General features: G+C 63.5%; 12 protein-coding genes and 2 pseudogenes. 11 read left to right on the top strand and 3 right to left on the bottom strand.

All coding sequences use genetic code 11. From position 1 onward, the window contains the following. Positions 1 to 239: 239 nt before the first annotated feature. Entirely contained in the window at positions 240 to 1,499 is a 1,260-nt protein-coding gene (locus tag N8A98_RS02880) for a DUF3422 domain-containing protein (protein ID WP_262168998.1), read from the bottom strand. Between the two features lie 32 nt (positions 1,500 to 1,531). Further along, positions 1,532 to 2,722, bottom strand: coding sequence for a LysR family transcriptional regulator (locus N8A98_RS02875; RefSeq protein ID WP_262168997.1), 1,191 nt, complete (start codon positions 2,720 to 2,722; stop codon positions 1,532 to 1,534). A 119-nt stretch (positions 2,723 to 2,841) separates the two neighbouring features. On the opposite strand from N8A98_RS02875, the pseudogene N8A98_RS02870 reads away from it, so the two are divergent. From N8A98_RS02870 to N8A98_RS02820, 11 genes and pseudogenes are all read left to right on the top strand, one after another. Continuing rightward, positions 2,842 to 4,387, top strand: a pseudogene (locus N8A98_RS02870) (aromatic amino acid ammonia-lyase); the annotation flags it as partial. 82 nt (positions 4,388 to 4,469) lie between these two features. Next, on the top strand, positions 4,470 to 5,381 hold the full coding sequence (gene osmF, locus N8A98_RS02865) for a glycine betaine ABC transporter substrate-binding protein OsmF (RefSeq protein ID WP_262168993.1): 912 nt from the start codon (positions 4,470 to 4,472) through the stop codon (positions 5,379 to 5,381). A gap of 227 nt (positions 5,382 to 5,608) precedes the next feature. Beyond that, complete coding sequence (locus tag N8A98_RS02860) at positions 5,609 to 6,802, top strand: ABC transporter permease (protein ID WP_262168991.1); 1,194 nt, start codon at positions 5,609 to 5,611, stop codon at positions 6,800 to 6,802. Further along, positions 6,799 to 7,734, top strand: a complete 936-nt coding sequence (locus N8A98_RS02855; RefSeq protein ID WP_262168989.1) for an ABC transporter ATP-binding protein — start codon at positions 6,799 to 6,801, stop codon at positions 7,732 to 7,734. Before N8A98_RS02860 ends, N8A98_RS02855 begins: the two co-directional genes overlap by 4 nt. Beyond that, positions 7,731 to 8,483 carry an ABC transporter permease gene (locus N8A98_RS02850; RefSeq protein WP_262168987.1) on the top strand — a complete coding sequence of 251 codons (753 nt, stop codon included), beginning with the start codon at positions 7,731 to 7,733 and terminating at the stop codon, positions 8,481 to 8,483. The genes N8A98_RS02855 and N8A98_RS02850 overlap by 4 nt, the downstream gene beginning before the upstream one ends. A 173-nt stretch (positions 8,484 to 8,656) precedes the next feature. Next, the gene (locus N8A98_RS02845; RefSeq protein ID WP_262168985.1) at positions 8,657 to 10,015 is read left to right on the top strand and encodes a hydantoin-5-propionate amidohydrolase; all 1,359 of its coding nucleotides are present in this window, start codon (positions 8,657 to 8,659) and stop codon (positions 10,013 to 10,015) included. Continuing rightward, positions 10,012 to 11,296: pseudogene (locus N8A98_RS02840) on the top strand (Zn-dependent hydrolase). The gene N8A98_RS02845 and the pseudogene N8A98_RS02840 overlap by 4 nt, the downstream one beginning before the upstream one ends. Further along, a complete protein-coding gene (locus tag N8A98_RS02835; RefSeq protein ID WP_262168984.1) occupies positions 11,296 to 12,387 on the top strand; it encodes a thiohydantoin desulfurase in 1,092 nt (363 codons plus the stop codon). Before N8A98_RS02840 ends, N8A98_RS02835 begins: the two are co-directional and overlap by 1 nt. 3 nt (positions 12,388 to 12,390) lie before the next feature. Beyond that, positions 12,391 to 12,723 (top strand): TfoX/Sxy family protein, encoded by a 333-nt coding sequence (locus tag N8A98_RS02830; RefSeq protein ID WP_262168981.1) that lies wholly within the window; start codon positions 12,391 to 12,393, stop codon positions 12,721 to 12,723. 118 nt (positions 12,724 to 12,841) lie between these two features. Next, positions 12,842 to 14,506 (top strand): thiourocanate hydratase, encoded by a 1,665-nt coding sequence (locus tag N8A98_RS02825; RefSeq protein WP_262168980.1) that lies wholly within the window; start codon positions 12,842 to 12,844, stop codon positions 14,504 to 14,506. After that, positions 14,503 to 14,721, top strand: a complete 219-nt coding sequence (locus N8A98_RS02820; protein WP_262168977.1) for a DUF6500 family protein — start codon at positions 14,503 to 14,505, stop codon at positions 14,719 to 14,721. The genes N8A98_RS02825 and N8A98_RS02820 overlap by 4 nt, the downstream gene beginning before the upstream one ends. Before the next feature lie 174 nt (positions 14,722 to 14,895). Here the strand turns inward: N8A98_RS02820 and N8A98_RS02815 are convergent, their stop codons facing one another. Next, entirely contained in the window at positions 14,896 to 15,438 is a 543-nt protein-coding gene (locus tag N8A98_RS02815; protein WP_262168975.1) for an ATP-binding protein, read from the bottom strand. Positions 15,439 to 15,441: the final 3 nt, after the last annotated feature.

The following is a 15,441-nucleotide window of genomic DNA, read 5'->3' as shown; positions in this document are numbered from 1 at the left end:
TGCGGGGGTCGAGGCATGGGATGGCCCCAACCCCTTCCTTCTCCCCTCGTGGGAGAAGGTGCCCGAAGGGCGGATGAGGGGGCTAATTCTTCGCCAGATAGGCGGCTAGGCGCTCCAGTCTTTCAACCCACATCCGCTTGCGGGCTTCCAGTAACTGCATCAGATAACGGGCCATGGTGATCACTCCGGTTAAGTGATCACTTTAGTATTAGCCGGGTCCCGCCACAACGCTTAATTGATCACTTAACGGTGTGGGCTTTCCGCACGCTGCGGGCCATGAGCCAGACGGCGAGGACTACGAAGGGGGCGGCGATGGAGAGGGTCATGACTTTGTTGAAGTGGAACTCTTCCAGGGGGCCGGCCAGCATATAGCTCAAAATGCCGAGCAGGTAATAGCTGATGGCGATGGTGGACAGGCCTTCCACCGTGCGCTGCAGGTAGAACTGGCTGCGGGCGGTCTGGGCGATATTGTCGAGCACGGCGTTGTTCTGCTGCTGCATGTCCACGCCGATGCGGACATTGAGCAGGCTGATGGCGCGCTCGATCTTGCTAGAGAGGACGGAAAGCCGCTTTTCCATGGCGGCGCAGGTGGCAAGGCCCGGATCGACCCGATTGCCGATATAGTGAGTGAGGCTGGAGCCGAAAGCAGTCGAGCTTTCGCGCAGGCCGGCGAGGCGCGTGCGCAGGATATCGCCATAGGCGTGGCAGGCGGCAAAGCGATAGCCCAGCCGCTCGGAGAGTTGGCCCGAGCGGACCGAAAGGGCGTCGAGCGCGGTGAGCGCGGTCTGCACGGTCTCGGACGTCGTGGCTTCCGAGAGGCTCTCCATCAAAGCGGTCAGCTCGATCTCGGTGGCGCGCAGGCTGGGGGAGACTTCGCGGGCCAGCGGCAGAGCGAGCAGGGCCATGGTGCGGTAGGTTTCCACTTCCAATAGGCGCCGGATGATGATCGAGCGGCGCAGGACCGAAAGGCCACCGGCGGCAAATTCGAAGCGGGTGAACTTGTCGGCATCGGGCACGAAATCGGTCGCGACCTGCGCCTTGCCGCTTTCAACGTCGGCGACGCACAGGCTTGGCAGCGAGAAGGCGGGCAGCAGGGCTTCGGGCACGGTCTTGTCGGCAATGACGTCAATGCGGGTGGCGCCGATCAGTAGGCCATCCTCGATGGCAGCTAGGCCAATGCCGTCGGGATAGTTCTGCTTGTCCTTGAGGGCACTGCGCCAGGTGATGGTGACGAATTCGGTGTGGAATTCCCAGGTAATGTGCCGGTTGTCGCGGTCAAAACCATGCTGGCGGCTCGATGGGCCGGGCACGGCGACACCAGCATCGCGGCAGAATTGCTCGAAGCGGTGAAATACGCGCATCATGGCGCCGGCTTCGGACGGCATGACAAAGACCAGCCGGCGAATGCGGCATTCCGCTTCGATAATCTCGACGGGGCGCGCATGCACCTCGTCCATGATGGCAGTGCGATACGGGTGGTCGGTCAGCTGTGTCTGCACGGTCGGAGGCTCCATTCGGGACCAATCGACACTCAGCTGACTGTCGATTGATCCTGGCGATGAGTAGCGCGTTCACCGCTATTGGCAATGAGACTTTCGGGCGCGGTTCGGTCGATGGTGGAGAGGATTGCCTGGGCAATTGTGGCATTGCCGCGCGGCCAGCAGAGCTGAAAGGCCATGTCATAGCGGGCCGGCAGCGGCATTTGCGTCAGATCGCCGCGAATGCGGGCAACGGAGGCCTGCGGCAGCACCGAGACGAAACCGTGATGCAGCACCAGATTGAGAATGACCGGGATCGAGTCGATCTCGATGAGGCGGATGGCGCTGCGCTCGGTGTCGCTCAGATGGTCATCTAGAATGCGGTTGATACGCTGGCGCAGCCCACTGCGGGCGCTGGGCACGGCCAGCGGGCTCAAGAGCAGCGCATCGGCAATGCTGCCGGCGGGCTGGGTGCTGACCACGGCGAGGGGCGTGGTGCTGACAATGCGGCCATCGAGATCGGCGGGGAGGTGATCGATATCGAGAAACGCGGCGTCGAACAGGCCTTTCTTGAGGCCGGCCAATAGGTCCTCGGCCGTGGTGGAGCTGACAAAGAGCGGGGCGCGGGGGCGCTCGTCGAGCCAGCGGGCGGCGAGGTTGGCGAGGAGCCGGGCGATCTCGCTTTCATAGCCAAGGGGGATGATCGAGCCCAGCCGGGCGGTGGCGGCGGATTTGCGGAAACGCTCTTCGGCAGCGCGAGAGATGTTTCGCCAAGCGGTTAGCAGGTTTTCGGCGGTGGCGGCCAAGACGGCGCCTTGCTCTGTGACTGAGGAGCCGACGCTGCCGCGTACGAGAAGCGAGACGCCGAGAAGGGCTTCGAGATGGGTGACCTGGCGGGTCAATTGCGGCTGACCCATGCCCAGGGCGCGGGCGGCACGGCGAATGCTGCCCTGCGCCACCACTTGCCCGAACCGCTCCAGCGCTTCGAACTTGATGGGGCGATCCCCGGTGATCTGGCGGGCTAGCTGGGCGGCAGCGGCGATTTCAGGCTCCAGCCGAATGGCTTCGAGACTGGCGACGAGGCCCGACCCGGCCTTTTCTACCAGCCGCACCGAGATTTCCGCCTCGACCCTGGCGATGGCCGCAGCAATAGTGGAGACGGGGCGGTTCAATGTGCGTGCCGCGCCGCGCAGGCTGCGCGTGCGCAGCACCAGGTCCATCGCGATCAGGCTTGCCGTATCCATGTGCCCACCATCTGAGCAGGCCCGGTCCATGCTTAGAAAAACCGCATAGCCTGTTCAGTATTTGGGATATCCCATCCCTGCGTGCGATCCAATAGCGTGCTGCTTATGAACGAACTGGCAATGAGCATAAGCGGCCTTCCCATTACCCTGAGCGGCAAGCCGCTGAGCTTTGCCGATCTTGCCCGGATCGGCGCGCGCAAGGCGCGGCTGGTGGCCGATCCCGATGCCATGATGCGGGTGGCGGCGGCGCGCGAAGTGGTCGAGCAGGCCATTGCGGCGGGGCAACCGGTTTATGGCTCGACCACGGGCGTTGGGGCCATGAAGGATGTGGAGTGGACGCCCGACCAGCTCGACGCCTTCAATCTAGGACTGGTGCGGGCGCATCACTTCGGCACGGGCGAGGCGTTTTCCAATCCGATCGTGCGCACGGCCATGGCTATTCGCGTCAATATGGCGCTGACCGGACGGGTGGGCTGCACCACCGATCTGGTGGAGGCCTATCTGGCGCTGCTCTCGGCCGATGTGGTGCCGGTGGTGCGGCGCACGGGATCGATCGGTTGCGCCGATATCGGGCTGATGGGGCAGATCGGGGCGGTGCTGACGGGGGCGGGCGAGGCCATGTTCGATGGCCACCGCCAGCCGGCGGAGACCGCGCTGTCGGCAGCGGGACTCAAGCCGTTCCGGCTGGCGCCGCGCGATAGCCTGGCGTCGATTTCGACCAATGCCGTGGGTTATGCGGCCGCCGCCGCCGCGATCCGCGATGCTGCCGCTGCCGTGCGCGTGATGCTGGCGACGGGACTGACCACGGCGGGGGCGCTGGGCGCCTCGCGCGATCCGTGGAAGGCGGTGGCCCATGTCGGCACTGAGCGCGAGGCGGGAATTGGCGCCTGGCTCTATTTCAACGCCAAGGGCTGGGACTGGCCCGATGCCACCCATATCCAGGATCCGCTCAGCCTGCGCATGATGAGTCAGGTGTTTGCGACCGGCTATGAGACGCTGGTGGCGGCGGGCAAGATCTTGCTGGCGGCGACCGGACGGACGGATGACAATCCGGTGGTGGCGGGCGGACAGGTGATCACCTCGGGTGGCTCGCTCCCACTTGATGTCACGGTGTTTTTGCAGACCGCGCAATTGGGGCTGGCCCATATCGCGCGCAATTCGTTCAATCGCTGCGTGCTGCTGGGCAATGGCCAGCGGCGGGGTCTGCCGGTCAACCTGGTGCAGCCGGGCGCTATTGCTACGGGGTTCGGGCCGATCATCAAGCTGGCGGGCGAGCTGTTTGCGCGCGTGCTGACCATGACCAATCCGATCTCGGCCAATTCCATGGTGGTGGCCGGCGGCATTGAGGATGAAGCCACCTTTCTGCCGCTGGTCGTCGAGCGGCTGGAGCGGCAGGTGCTGGCTTTGCGGCGGTTGGCGGCGCTTGAGGCCATGCTGGCGGCGCAGGCCATGGATATTTCGGACGACAATCCCGGCAATGTTCCGGGCATCATCTATTCGCTGGTACGCCGGCATGCTGACACATATTGGCAGGACCGCCCGCTATCGGCCGAGGTGGAGGCCATCGAGCATGCATTGGCCTCCGACGAGTTGATGAACGAACTAATTTCTCACTCGGCGATTATGGAGTTGGACGAGTTTTTCGCACTGGGGCCCATTACCTAGAATTTGCGGCCTCGCTCAATTCTACCAAGACGTTAGGTTAGGGACAGCCGGGCCCGACAGCCCGGAGAAAACGGAGAAACCAATGCGCCTCAAATCCACGCTTCTCAGCGCCGTCGCTGCGCTCGCCATCTCGGTGACATCAGCCAATGCCCAGGTCGTCGTTTCCTCCAAGATCGACACCGAGGGCGGGGTGCTTGGCAACATCATCAAGCAGGTGCTTGAAGCCAATGACATCCCGGTCACCGACCGCATCCAGCTCGGCGGCACGCCAATCGTGCGCGAGGCGATCACGGCCGGCGAAATCGACATCTATCCCGAATATACCGGCAATGCGGCCTTCTTCTTCGACAAGGCCGATGATCCGCTCTGGAACAATGCCGAAAGCGCCTATGCCGAGGCGGCCAAGCTCGATTACGACGCCAACAAGATCGTCTGGCTGACCCCTTCGCCGGCCAACAATACCTGGGCCGTGGCCCTGCGTGCCGACGTGGCAGACGCCAATAAGCTGGTGACGTTCAGCGAATTCGGCGCCTGGGTTGCGGGTGGCGGGCAGGTCAAACTCGCCGCATCGGCCGAGTTCGTGAACTCGCCGGCAGCTTTGCCCAAGTTCCAGGAAGTTTATGGCTTCACGCTGAAGCCCGACCAGCTGGTGACGCTGTCGGGTGGCGATACGGCGGCGACCATTGCTGCTGCCGCGCAGCAGACCAACGGCGTCAATGCCGCCATGGTCTATGGCACGGATGGCGGCATCGCGCCCTCGGGCCTCAAAGTGCTTGAGGACGACAAGGGCGTGCAGCCGGTTTACCAGCCCGCCCCGATCATCCGCGAGGCCGTGCTGACCGAATATCCGCAGATCGAAGAGCTGCTCAAGCCGGTGTTTGCCGGGCTGACGCTCGAAGTGCTGCAGGACCTCAATGGCCGCGTACAGGTTGGCGGCGAGGCGGCTTCGGCTGTCGCGACGGACTACCTGACCAAGGGCGGCTTTCTGGATTGATGACTGATGGGGGTGGGGCGTCGATACCCCCACCCAGTGAGCCGCGATCTGCCTCCCTCCCCCTTGAGGGGAGGGATTGAGGGTGGGGGTGCTGAACCCTCCAACGGCATCGAGCATGTTGGGACCGCAGCACCCCCACCCTAGCCCTCCCCTCAAGGGGGAGGGGATTGCATCGGGGCTCTCCGACTATCGCAAGCCTCTCCACATCGCGCAGAGTTGGAGCCAGCATGAGCATCGCCGAAACATCTTCGATAGCGAGCCGCCCTACCTGGTTGGCGCTCGACAAGCTGGGCGTGCTGATCGCGTTAATCGCGGCAGCAGGGGCGGCTTTGCCGTTTGCCTTGTTCCGGGCCAATCGCATCGTGCTGGGCGAGCCACGTTCGCTGCTCGATGCATTGCCGGCTTTGCCATCGGGTGTGCTCATTTGTGTGCTGCTGGCCGGTTTCATTGTCGCGCTGCTGCGCTTTCCGACGCTGGTCAAACTGATCGCCGGGTTTGTCGTGCTTGGTGTGCTGGCCATTCTGATCGGCTGGTCGGGGAGCTATCTGACGCCGCCGGATAATACGTTTGCGCGGGTGTCGCCCGGGGCCGGGTTCTGGCTTTTGGTGTTTGGCTTTGCGCTGATGGTGGCTGACGCACTGACGCGGCTGCGGTTCAGGCCATGGGTGCGACTGACTATCCTGCTGGTGGTCGCGCTGGCGATTGGTGCGCTGCTGTGGAGCGGGGCGTGGAATGATCTTTCCATGCTCAAGGAATATGCCACCCGCGCGCCGGCTTTCTGGCAGGAGGCGCGCACGCATCTGGGGCTGGCCTTTGGCTCGGTGGCGATTGCCACCATCGTGGGCGTGCCGGTCGGCATTCTTTGCTACAAGGTCAAGCCGCTGCGGGCGGCGGTACTCAATGTGCTCAATATTGTGCAGACTATTCCGTCCATTGCCCTGTTCGGCCTGCTGATCGCCCCCTTGGCGTGGGTGGCGGCCAATATTCCGGGCGCGTCGGCCATCGGCATTTCGGGTATTGGCGTGGCGCCGGCCATGGTGGCGCTGTTCGCCTATTCGCTGCTGCCCATCGTGTCCAACACTGTGGTGGGGCTGCAAAGCGTGTCGCCGGCCGCGGTCGATGCGGCCAAGGGCATGGGGATGACCGGCTCGCAGCGCCTGTTTGCGGTGGAATTGCCGCTGGCTTTTCCGGTCATCCTGACCGGCATTCGCATCGTGCTGGTGCAGAATATCGGGCTGGCCACCATCGCCGCGCTGATCGGGGGCGGCGGCTTTGGCGTCTTCGTGTTCCAAGGCATTGGGCAGACGGCAATGGACCTGGTGCTGTTGGGGGCAGTGCCGACGGTGGCTTTAGCCTTTGCCGCGGCAGTGGTGCTCGACGCCTTGGTGGAAATGACGTCTCGCGGAGGGCGCAGCGCATGATCGAAATCGACGACATCACCAAGGTCTATGGCGAAACGGCGGTGGTCGATCAGGTCACCATGACCATCGACCCCCGCAGCATTTGCGTCATTGTGGGCACGTCGGGTTCCGGCAAGACCACGCTGATGCGGATGATCAACAAGCTGGTGACGCAGACTTCGGGGTCCATTCGTATCGATGGCGAGGATATCAGCAATGTGCCGGCCTATGAGCTGCGGCGGCGGATTGGCTATGCCATTCAGGGGCATGGGCTGTTTCCGCATCGTACGGTGGGGCAGAATGTGGCGACGGTACCCAAGCTGCTCGGCTGGGACAAAAAGAAGACCGCCGCGCGGGTCGATGAATTGCTCAGCCTGTTTCAGCTTGATCCCGCCCAGTTCCGCGACCGGCTGCCCAATGAGCTTTCGGGCGGGCAGCAACAGCGTGTGGGCGTGGCGCGGGCGCTGGCGGCTGAGCCCAATATCCTACTGATGGACGAGCCCTATGGCGCGCTCGACCCGGTGATCCGCGCCAAGGCGCAGGAGGACCTGCTCGCCATCCAGCGCAAGTTCGGCACCACGATTGTGCTGGTGACGCACGACATGGAAGAGGCGATCCATCTAGGCGACAAGATCGCGGTGATGGACAAGGGCAAGCTGCTGCAATTTGCCAAGCCCGCCGAAATCATCGCCAATCCGGCAACGCCCTTTGTGGCCGAATTGATCGGCACCAGCGAGCGGCCATTCCGGCTGCTGTCGCTGGCCAAGGTGGCGGATCATATCGAGGCGGGGGAAGCCGCTGGCGAGCCGGTGGAGGCCGGGGCCTCGCTGCGCGATGCCTATGCCGAATTGCTGTGGTCGGGCCGGCCCGCGCTGCCGGTGCGGCGCGATGGGCAGATTGTGGGCCAGGTCACGCTAGCCCAATTGGCCAAGCTGGCGGCGCGACCGCAATGAAGACCGGGCTGTTGATCAGAATTTTTGCGCTGCTGGTGCTGGTCGTGTTCCTCGTCCGGCCGGAGACCTTTGCCGGGTTTTTCGAGCTGTTCACCAAGAACGGGCAGCCGGCGATTTACAATCAGGGTGGCCTGCTCGACCTGACGCTGAACCACCTGGCCATCGTGGCGACGGCGACATTGGCCGCGACTATTGTGGCGGTGGGGCTGGCCATTGTGGTGACACGGCCTTTCGGGGCGGAGTTTTTGCCGCTGTCGCGCTCGCTCGCCAATATCGGGCAGACCTTTCCGCCGGTGGCGGTGCTGGCGCTGGCTGTGCCCATGCTGGGCTTTGGCACGGCCCCGACGCTGGTGGCGCTGTTTCTTTATGGACTGCTGCCGATTTTCGAGAACACGCTGACCGGGCTGACCAATCTGCCGCCGGCGGTGACCGATGCGGCCAAGGGCGTGGGCATGACCGGCTGGCAACGGCTGATCAAGGTCGAACTACCGTTGGCGCTGCCAGTGATCCTGGCGGGGATACGGCTATCGACGGTGATTTCGCTGGCCACCGCGACCATCGGCTCGACCGTCGCGGCAAGGACGCTGGGCGAGGTGATCATCGCTGGGCTCTTGTCCAACAATACCGCCTTTGTGCTGCAGGGTGGGCTGATCGTGGGCGTGCTGGCGGTATTGATTTATGACGCGCTCTCGGCGCTGGAGCGGGTGCTGATGGCGCGGACCGGGCAATTGGGGAGGGCGGCGGCGTGAAGACCGTGCACCGCCTTCCTTCTCCGCCGAAAGGGCGGATGAGGGGGCCGCGATCCCTCAACGCGCCCAGTTTGTGGAGGCAACCCCTCACCCGTCTGGCGCTGCGCGCCATCCACCTTCTCCCTCAAGGGGAGAGGGGAGGCCCGGTAGGCTTAGAACAATAGAGGCAAAAAATGTCCGATTTCGATCTCGTTCTGTCCGGCACTGTCGTGCTGCCATCTACCATTATCGAGAATGGCTATGTGGCCGTGCGCGATGGCAAAATCGTGCATGTGGGGGAGGGCGTGGCGCCAGCGGCGCATGAGCGGCACGAGCTAGGCAAGGCGCTGATCCTGCCCGGAGCGATCGATGCACAGACCCATTCGCTGAGCCAGAAGGACCAGGAGGATTTCATCTGGTCGACGCGCTCGGCGGCGGCGGGCGGGGTGACCACAATTGTCGACATGCCCTATGACGAGGGCAATCTGGTCAGCTCCGCCGAGGCGGTGCGCCAGAAGGTGGCGCATGCCAGCCCGCAGGCGAGGGTGGATTTTGCGCTGTATGGCACGATCAAGCCGGAAGAGGGCGCCAGCCGGATTTTGGAACAGGTCGAGGCGGGTGTCGCCGCGTTCAAGTTTTCGACTTTTGGCACTGACCCCGTGCGGTTCCCGCGCATTCCGCCGGCACTGCTCGAGGAATGCTTTGCCGCCATTGCGCCGACCGGGCTGACGGCGGGCGTGCATAATGAGGATGACGAGGCGGTGCGCGCGGCCATCGCGAAGGTCAAGGCGCTTGGCATTACCGATTATCGCGCGCATGGGTTGAGCCGGCCGCCGCTGACTGAATTGCTGGCTAGCCTGCAGATTTATGAGACGGGGGCGCAGACCGGGTGCCCGGCGCATGTCGTGCATTGCTCGTTGGGGCGGGGCTATGAGATTGCGCGCAGCTATCGCGATCAGGGGTTCGATGCCACCATTGAATGCTGCATTCATTACCTGACGCTGGACGAAGAACATGACGTTGCCCGGCTGGGCGGCAAGGCCAAGATCAATCCCCCGATCCGCTCGCGGGCGGAGGTGGAAAAGCTCTGGGAGCATGTGCGGGCGGGCAATGTCACGCTGGTCTCTACCGACCATGTGAGCTGGTCGGAAAACCGCAAGACCAATCCCGACATGCTGGCCAATGCCTCGGGCGTGCCGGGGCTCGAAGTCATGGTGCCGCTCTTCGTCAAGGGTGCGCTGGAACGCGATATTTCCCTGACCTGGGCGGCGCGGCTGATGGCGGAGAACCCGGCGCGGCATTTCCGGCTGGGGCGCAAAGGCGTGCTGAGTGCGGGCAAGGATGCCGATATCGCGGTGCTGTTCGAGCGGCCCAAGATTTATGACGCGGCGGAGAGTGGGCACAATGTGGTGGGCTGGTCGCCGTATAATGGGATTGAGCTGCCGTGGACTGTGGGGTTGACATATCTGCGCGGGCGGCAGGTGTTTGATGGGGTGAAGGTGGCCGAGCCTGGGACGGGGCGGTTTGTTCGGCCGGAAGGGCTTTCGCGGTGATCCCCAATGCCCCCATCCGCGCCGACCGTATCGCCGCCGATATCGATGCTCTCGCCGCCATCACCGAGCCGGATCGCCCTTGGACGCGGCGGGCTTTCACCCCGATGTTTCTGGAAGGGCGTGCCTGGCTGGAACACGCCATGCAAGAGGCCGGCGCAGTCAGCCAGATCGATGCGGCGGGCAATCTTGTGGGTGTCGTGCCGGGGAAACGCCCAGAGCTGGGTTCGTTGTGGGGGGGGACGCCCAGAGCTGGGTTCGATCATGATCGGCAGCCATTCCGATACCGTGCCCGATGGTGGGCGGTTCGACGGCATTGCCGGGGTGGTGGTAGCACTCGAGGTGGCGCGGGCGCTGCGGGACCAGGGCGTGGTGCTCGATCACACGCTTGAAGTGGTGGATTTTCTGGCTGAGGAAGTCTCGATTTTTGGCGTGTCCTGCATTGGCAGCCGGGGCATGAGCGGCACACGGCCGGCTGAATGGCTGGCGCGCACGCATGATGGGGTGACGCTGGAACGGGCCATCACCAAGGTGGGCGGGGTGCCCCATGCACTGGCGCAGCGCGACGATATCAAGGCGTTTCTGGAACTGCATATCGAGCAGGGGCCGGTGTTGCAGAACGAGCAGCTTGATGTGGGCTTAGTAACGGCGATTGCCGGGATTACGCGGATCGAGATTGTCGTCGAGGGCAGGGCGGACCATGCCGGGACGACGCCGATGTCCGCCCGCAAGGATGCACTGACCACGGCGGCCTGGATTGCGCTGGGGGTCGAGGAATTGGGCAAGGCGCTGGCGGCGGGCGATACCCATTTTGCCGCCACGGTGGGTGAATTCGAAATGACGCCCAATGCGGCCAATGTGGTGCCGGCGCGGGTGCGCATGCTGATCGATGCGCGGGCGGAACTGCGCGATGATATGGAGCGGTTCATTGATGAACTGGAACGCGGTGTTGCGGCGATTGCCGAAAAGACCGGTGTGAGCGTGCAGGCGCCGCGCATTGTTTCGGACAATCAGCCGACGCCTTGCGACCCTGATCTGCTAGCTGTGCTGGGCGCGGCCTGCGAAAGCGCGGGCGCGCGGCATCGGCGGATGGCGTCGGGGGCGGGGCATGACACGGCCTGGATGGCGCGGATCACCAAGGCGGCGATGATCTTCGTGCCCTGCGTGGATGGCCGCAGCCATGCGCCGGATGAATTTGCGAGCACGGAAGATATCGCGCTGGGCGCCCAGGTTTTGCTGGATGCCGTGATCGCGCTCGACAAGCAATTGCAGGAGACAGAATAATGGGCCGGATTCTGACTGAAAAAGACGTCGAGGCGGCTGTCAAAGGCGGCTCCGTCTATGCCGCCGGCGGTGGCGGCTGGGCCGATCATGGACGCATGCTGGGCTATGCGGCGGTGAGCGTCGGCAAGCCCGAACTAGTGAGCATTCACGAGCTGGATGCCAATGACTGGGTGGCAACGGCCGCGGCCATCGGCGCGCCGGCTTCAACCACGCCCTGGGAAATGCAGGGGGTGGATTACATCAAGGCGGTGTCCATGCTGCAGGACGCGTTGGGGGAAAAGCTCAGCGGGTTGATGATCGGGCAGAATGGGAAATCCTCGACGCTGAATGGCTGGCTGCCATCGGCCATTCTGGGCACCAAGGTTGTCGACGCGGTGGGCGATGTGCGGGCGCATCCGACGGGCGACATGGGCAGTATCGGGCTGGCGGGATCGCCCGAGCCGATGATCCAGACGGCGGTGGGCGGTAATCGCAGCGAGAACCGCTATATCGAATTGGTGGTCAAAGGCGCGACGGCCAAGGTGTCGCCGATTTTGCGCACGGCCTCGGACATGTCGGGCGGGTTTATCGCTTCGTGCCGCAATCCGGTGCGGGCCAGCTATGTGAGGAAACACGCGGCCCTGGGGGGCATTTCGCTGGCGCTGAAATTGGGCGAGGCAATCATTGCAGCCGAGGGCAAGGGCGGCACGGCGGTGATCGACACCATCGCCAAGACCACAGGCGGCAGCATTCTGGTCGAGGGCAAGATCATCAAGAAGGCGGTGCTCTACACCAAGGAGGCCTTCGATATTGGCGCGGTGACGCTGTCGGATGGTTCGGTGCTGCATGTGATGAACGAATATATGGCGGTGGACGGCCGCGACGGCGCGCGCATCGCCACGTTCCCCGATGTGATCACGACGCTCTCCCCCGAGGGCGAACCGCTGAGCGTGGGGCAATTGCAGGAGGGCATGCAGATTTTCGTGCTGCATGTGCCCAAGAAGGTCATTCCGCTCAGCTCGTCCGTACTTGATCCAACGGTTTATCCATCGGTCGAAAAGGCCATGGGGATCGAACTGGCGCGCTATGCGTTGGATGGGGCCAAGGGCTGAGCCATGGCACGCGATCCTGGGCTTGAGGAATTGGTGCGCGAGGACTTGGGCGATCGGCCGGGGCTGAGCGAGAAGCCGATGTTCGGCGGGCTGGTCTGGCTGCTCGATGGCCACATGCTGTGCGGCGCCCGCGATGTGGGGCTGATGGTGCGGCTGGGCAAGGACAATGATGCATGGGCGCTGGAACTGGACGACGTCGCGCCGATGATCATGTCGGGTCGGCAGATGAGCGGCTGGGTGCGGGCGGGGCTCGATACCTGCGCCGATGACGACTTGCGGCGGCAACTGCTCGAGGCGGCAGTGGCGTTTGTGCGGACACTGCCGCCGAAATTGTAACTCTCCCAAGCTCACCGAAGACCTCATGGTGAGCTTGTCGAACCACGAGGTCGCCTGCCGAGGTGCCACGACCTCGTCCTTCGACAGGCTCAGGATGAGGTCTACTGGAAACGCAGCCATGCCCACACCCAATCCCCGCCATCCCAACTTTCCCATTCCCGGCGGCCCCGAATTGCGCGCCAAGGGGTGGCGGCAGGAGGCTTTGCTGCGGCTGCTCGAGAATGTGCTGAGCGTGGGGGAAAATCCCGATGAGCTGATCGTTTATGCAGCGCTCGGCAAAGCGGCGCGCAATTGGGCGAGCCATAAGGCGATTGTCGAAACGCTGCTGAAAATGGATGAGGATCAGACGCTGATCATCCAATCGGGCAAGCCGATTGGGCTTTTAAAAACCCACGCCAAGGCGCCGCTGGTGATCATGGCCAATTGCAACATTGTGGGGCAATGGGCCAAGGCCGAGGTGTTCTATGAGCTGGAGAAAAAGGGGCTGATCTGCTGGGGCGGGCTGACGGCGGGAGCCTGGCAATATATCGGCAGCCAGGGCGTCATCCAGGGCACCTATGAGATTTTCATGCGCATTGCCGAGAACCGTTTTGGCGGCGATCTGGCCGGACGGTTCATTCTGACGGCGGGGCTGGGCGGCATGGGCGGGGCGCAGCCGCTGGCCGGGCGCATGGCGGGAGCCGCCATTCTCTGTGTGGACATCGATGCTGAACGCGCAAAAAAGCGGAAGGAAATCGGCTATCTCGAAGAGATTGCGCCGGACCTCGATACGGCGCTGGCGATGATGGACAAGGCGGTGGCGGAGAAGCGGGCGACCTCGATTGGGCTGGTCGGCAATGCGGCTGAGATTTATCCCGAAATCGCGCGGCGAGGCATTGTCCCGGATATCGTGACCGATCAGACCTCGGCGCATGACCTGGTCTATGGCTATGTGCCTAAGGGGATGTCGCTGGAGGAGGTCAAGCGTCTGCGGGTGGAGGGACCGGGGCAGCTGATGGCGGCGAGCCGGGCTTCGATTGTCGATCATGTGCGGGCCATGCTGGCGTTTCAGGCGGCCGGCAGCGAAGTGTTCGACAATGGCAATCTGATCCGCACCCACGCCAAGGCGGGCGGTGTGGAGAATGCCTTTGATATCAAGATTTTCACCGAGGCTTATCTGCGGCCGCTATTTGCGCGCGCCATCGGGCCGTTCCGCTGGATGGCGCTGTCGGGCGACCCCGAGGACATTCGGAAGATCGACGACAAGTTGCTCGAAATGTTCCCCGACAACAGAATCGTGACCAATTGGATCGCGCTGGCGCGCCAGCATGTGCCGTTCGAGGGGCTGCCGGCGCGCATTGCCTGGCTGGGGCATGGTGAGCGGACGGCGCTGGCGCGGGCGGTCAATGCCATGGTGGGTGATGGCACGCTTAGCGGGCCGGTGGCGTTCAGCCGGGATCATCTGGATGCGGGGGCGATGGCGCATCCCAATATCATGACCGAGCGGATGAAGGATGGCTCGGACGCTATCGCCGATTGGCCGCTGCTGGACGCGATGCTGCTGTGCTCGTCCATGGCCGATCTGGTCGTGGTGCATTCGGGCGGTGGGGGTTACGCGGGCTATATGACCTCGGCTGGGGTGACCGTGGTGGCCGATGGCACGCCGGGCGGCGATGAGCGGCTGGAGCATGCGTTGACCAATGATACGGCGTTGGGGGTGATGCGCTATGCCGATGCGGGGTATGAGGAGAGCTTTGCGGAGATTGCGGCCAAGGGGATTGGGCATATTGCGGTGGGTAGATGAGGGCCAGCTTGAGGGCGAAAGCGATATCGGTTTGCGAAGACAAGATCGCCAAGAAGGGGCCGGGCGTTGGCCTCTCATTCTATGCATTTTTTGCCAATCGGAACGATGATCCGCAACTGCTGATGGAGGCCGCCGAGTGGTGGATCAAAACCCACGCTCTGGATCACTTCGAGAAAGCGGTAAAGATTCGGGAGATGATCAAGGCTGGGCTTTGACGCTTAGCTCCAATGACGTCGTGGGTGGAGAGGGACCAGTTGTGGTCTCTGAATCTTGCCCCATCACCGCGCCTTCCTCGGGCTTGACCCGAGGATCGATCGTCGTTTGTGCCGTGTTGGGAGTGGCCCTCGGGTGAAGCCCGAGGGAGATGCGGTGGGTGGGAAGGCAGGTGCTCAAGTCGGGGCTTTTTGAGCCCAGGCCGCGATTGCCGATGCGGCCTCGGTTGGGGAGAGGTCGGTCACGTCGAGTCGTAGCAGGTTGGTTTCGTCTGTACCTGCCAGCGGCTGAGCGCCTGCATGGTTTCGGCGTGCCATGTCCGCGTCCTGTGGCTTCCTCTTCGCACCACGGCCCGGTGCCTCGATACGGCGGATGTTTTCGTCCAGATCGCAGTGAACGTGAACAACGAGCAGTGGTGGCCGCTCATGGCCAAGCCGCACGATCCGCTGCCATTCTGCGTCGCCCCAGTCGCTACTGCCGGCGAGGACTGTCGTGAGCACAACGGGAACTTCGGCCGGCAGCGCTCGGATCAGGTCATGGGCGATTGCTTCGATCTTTTCGATCGTCTTCATGAATTCCGGCGATTTGAACTCGGTCAGGGCGAAGGCGATGTTGTAGACACTGTGAATGTCGAGCAGGCGGCCGGAAATCATCGATGTGAGTTCCCGGCCGATGGTGAGTTTTCCGACGCCCGGATAACCGTTCAGGACGATGATCATGGC

The organism is Devosia neptuniae (assembly GCF_025452235.1).
In the GTDB taxonomy this organism is placed as follows: Bacteria; Pseudomonadota; Alphaproteobacteria; order Rhizobiales; family Devosiaceae; genus Devosia.
The sequence above is the reverse complement of the archived record's forward strand: the minus strand, read 5'-3'. Positions and strand labels throughout refer to the sequence as shown.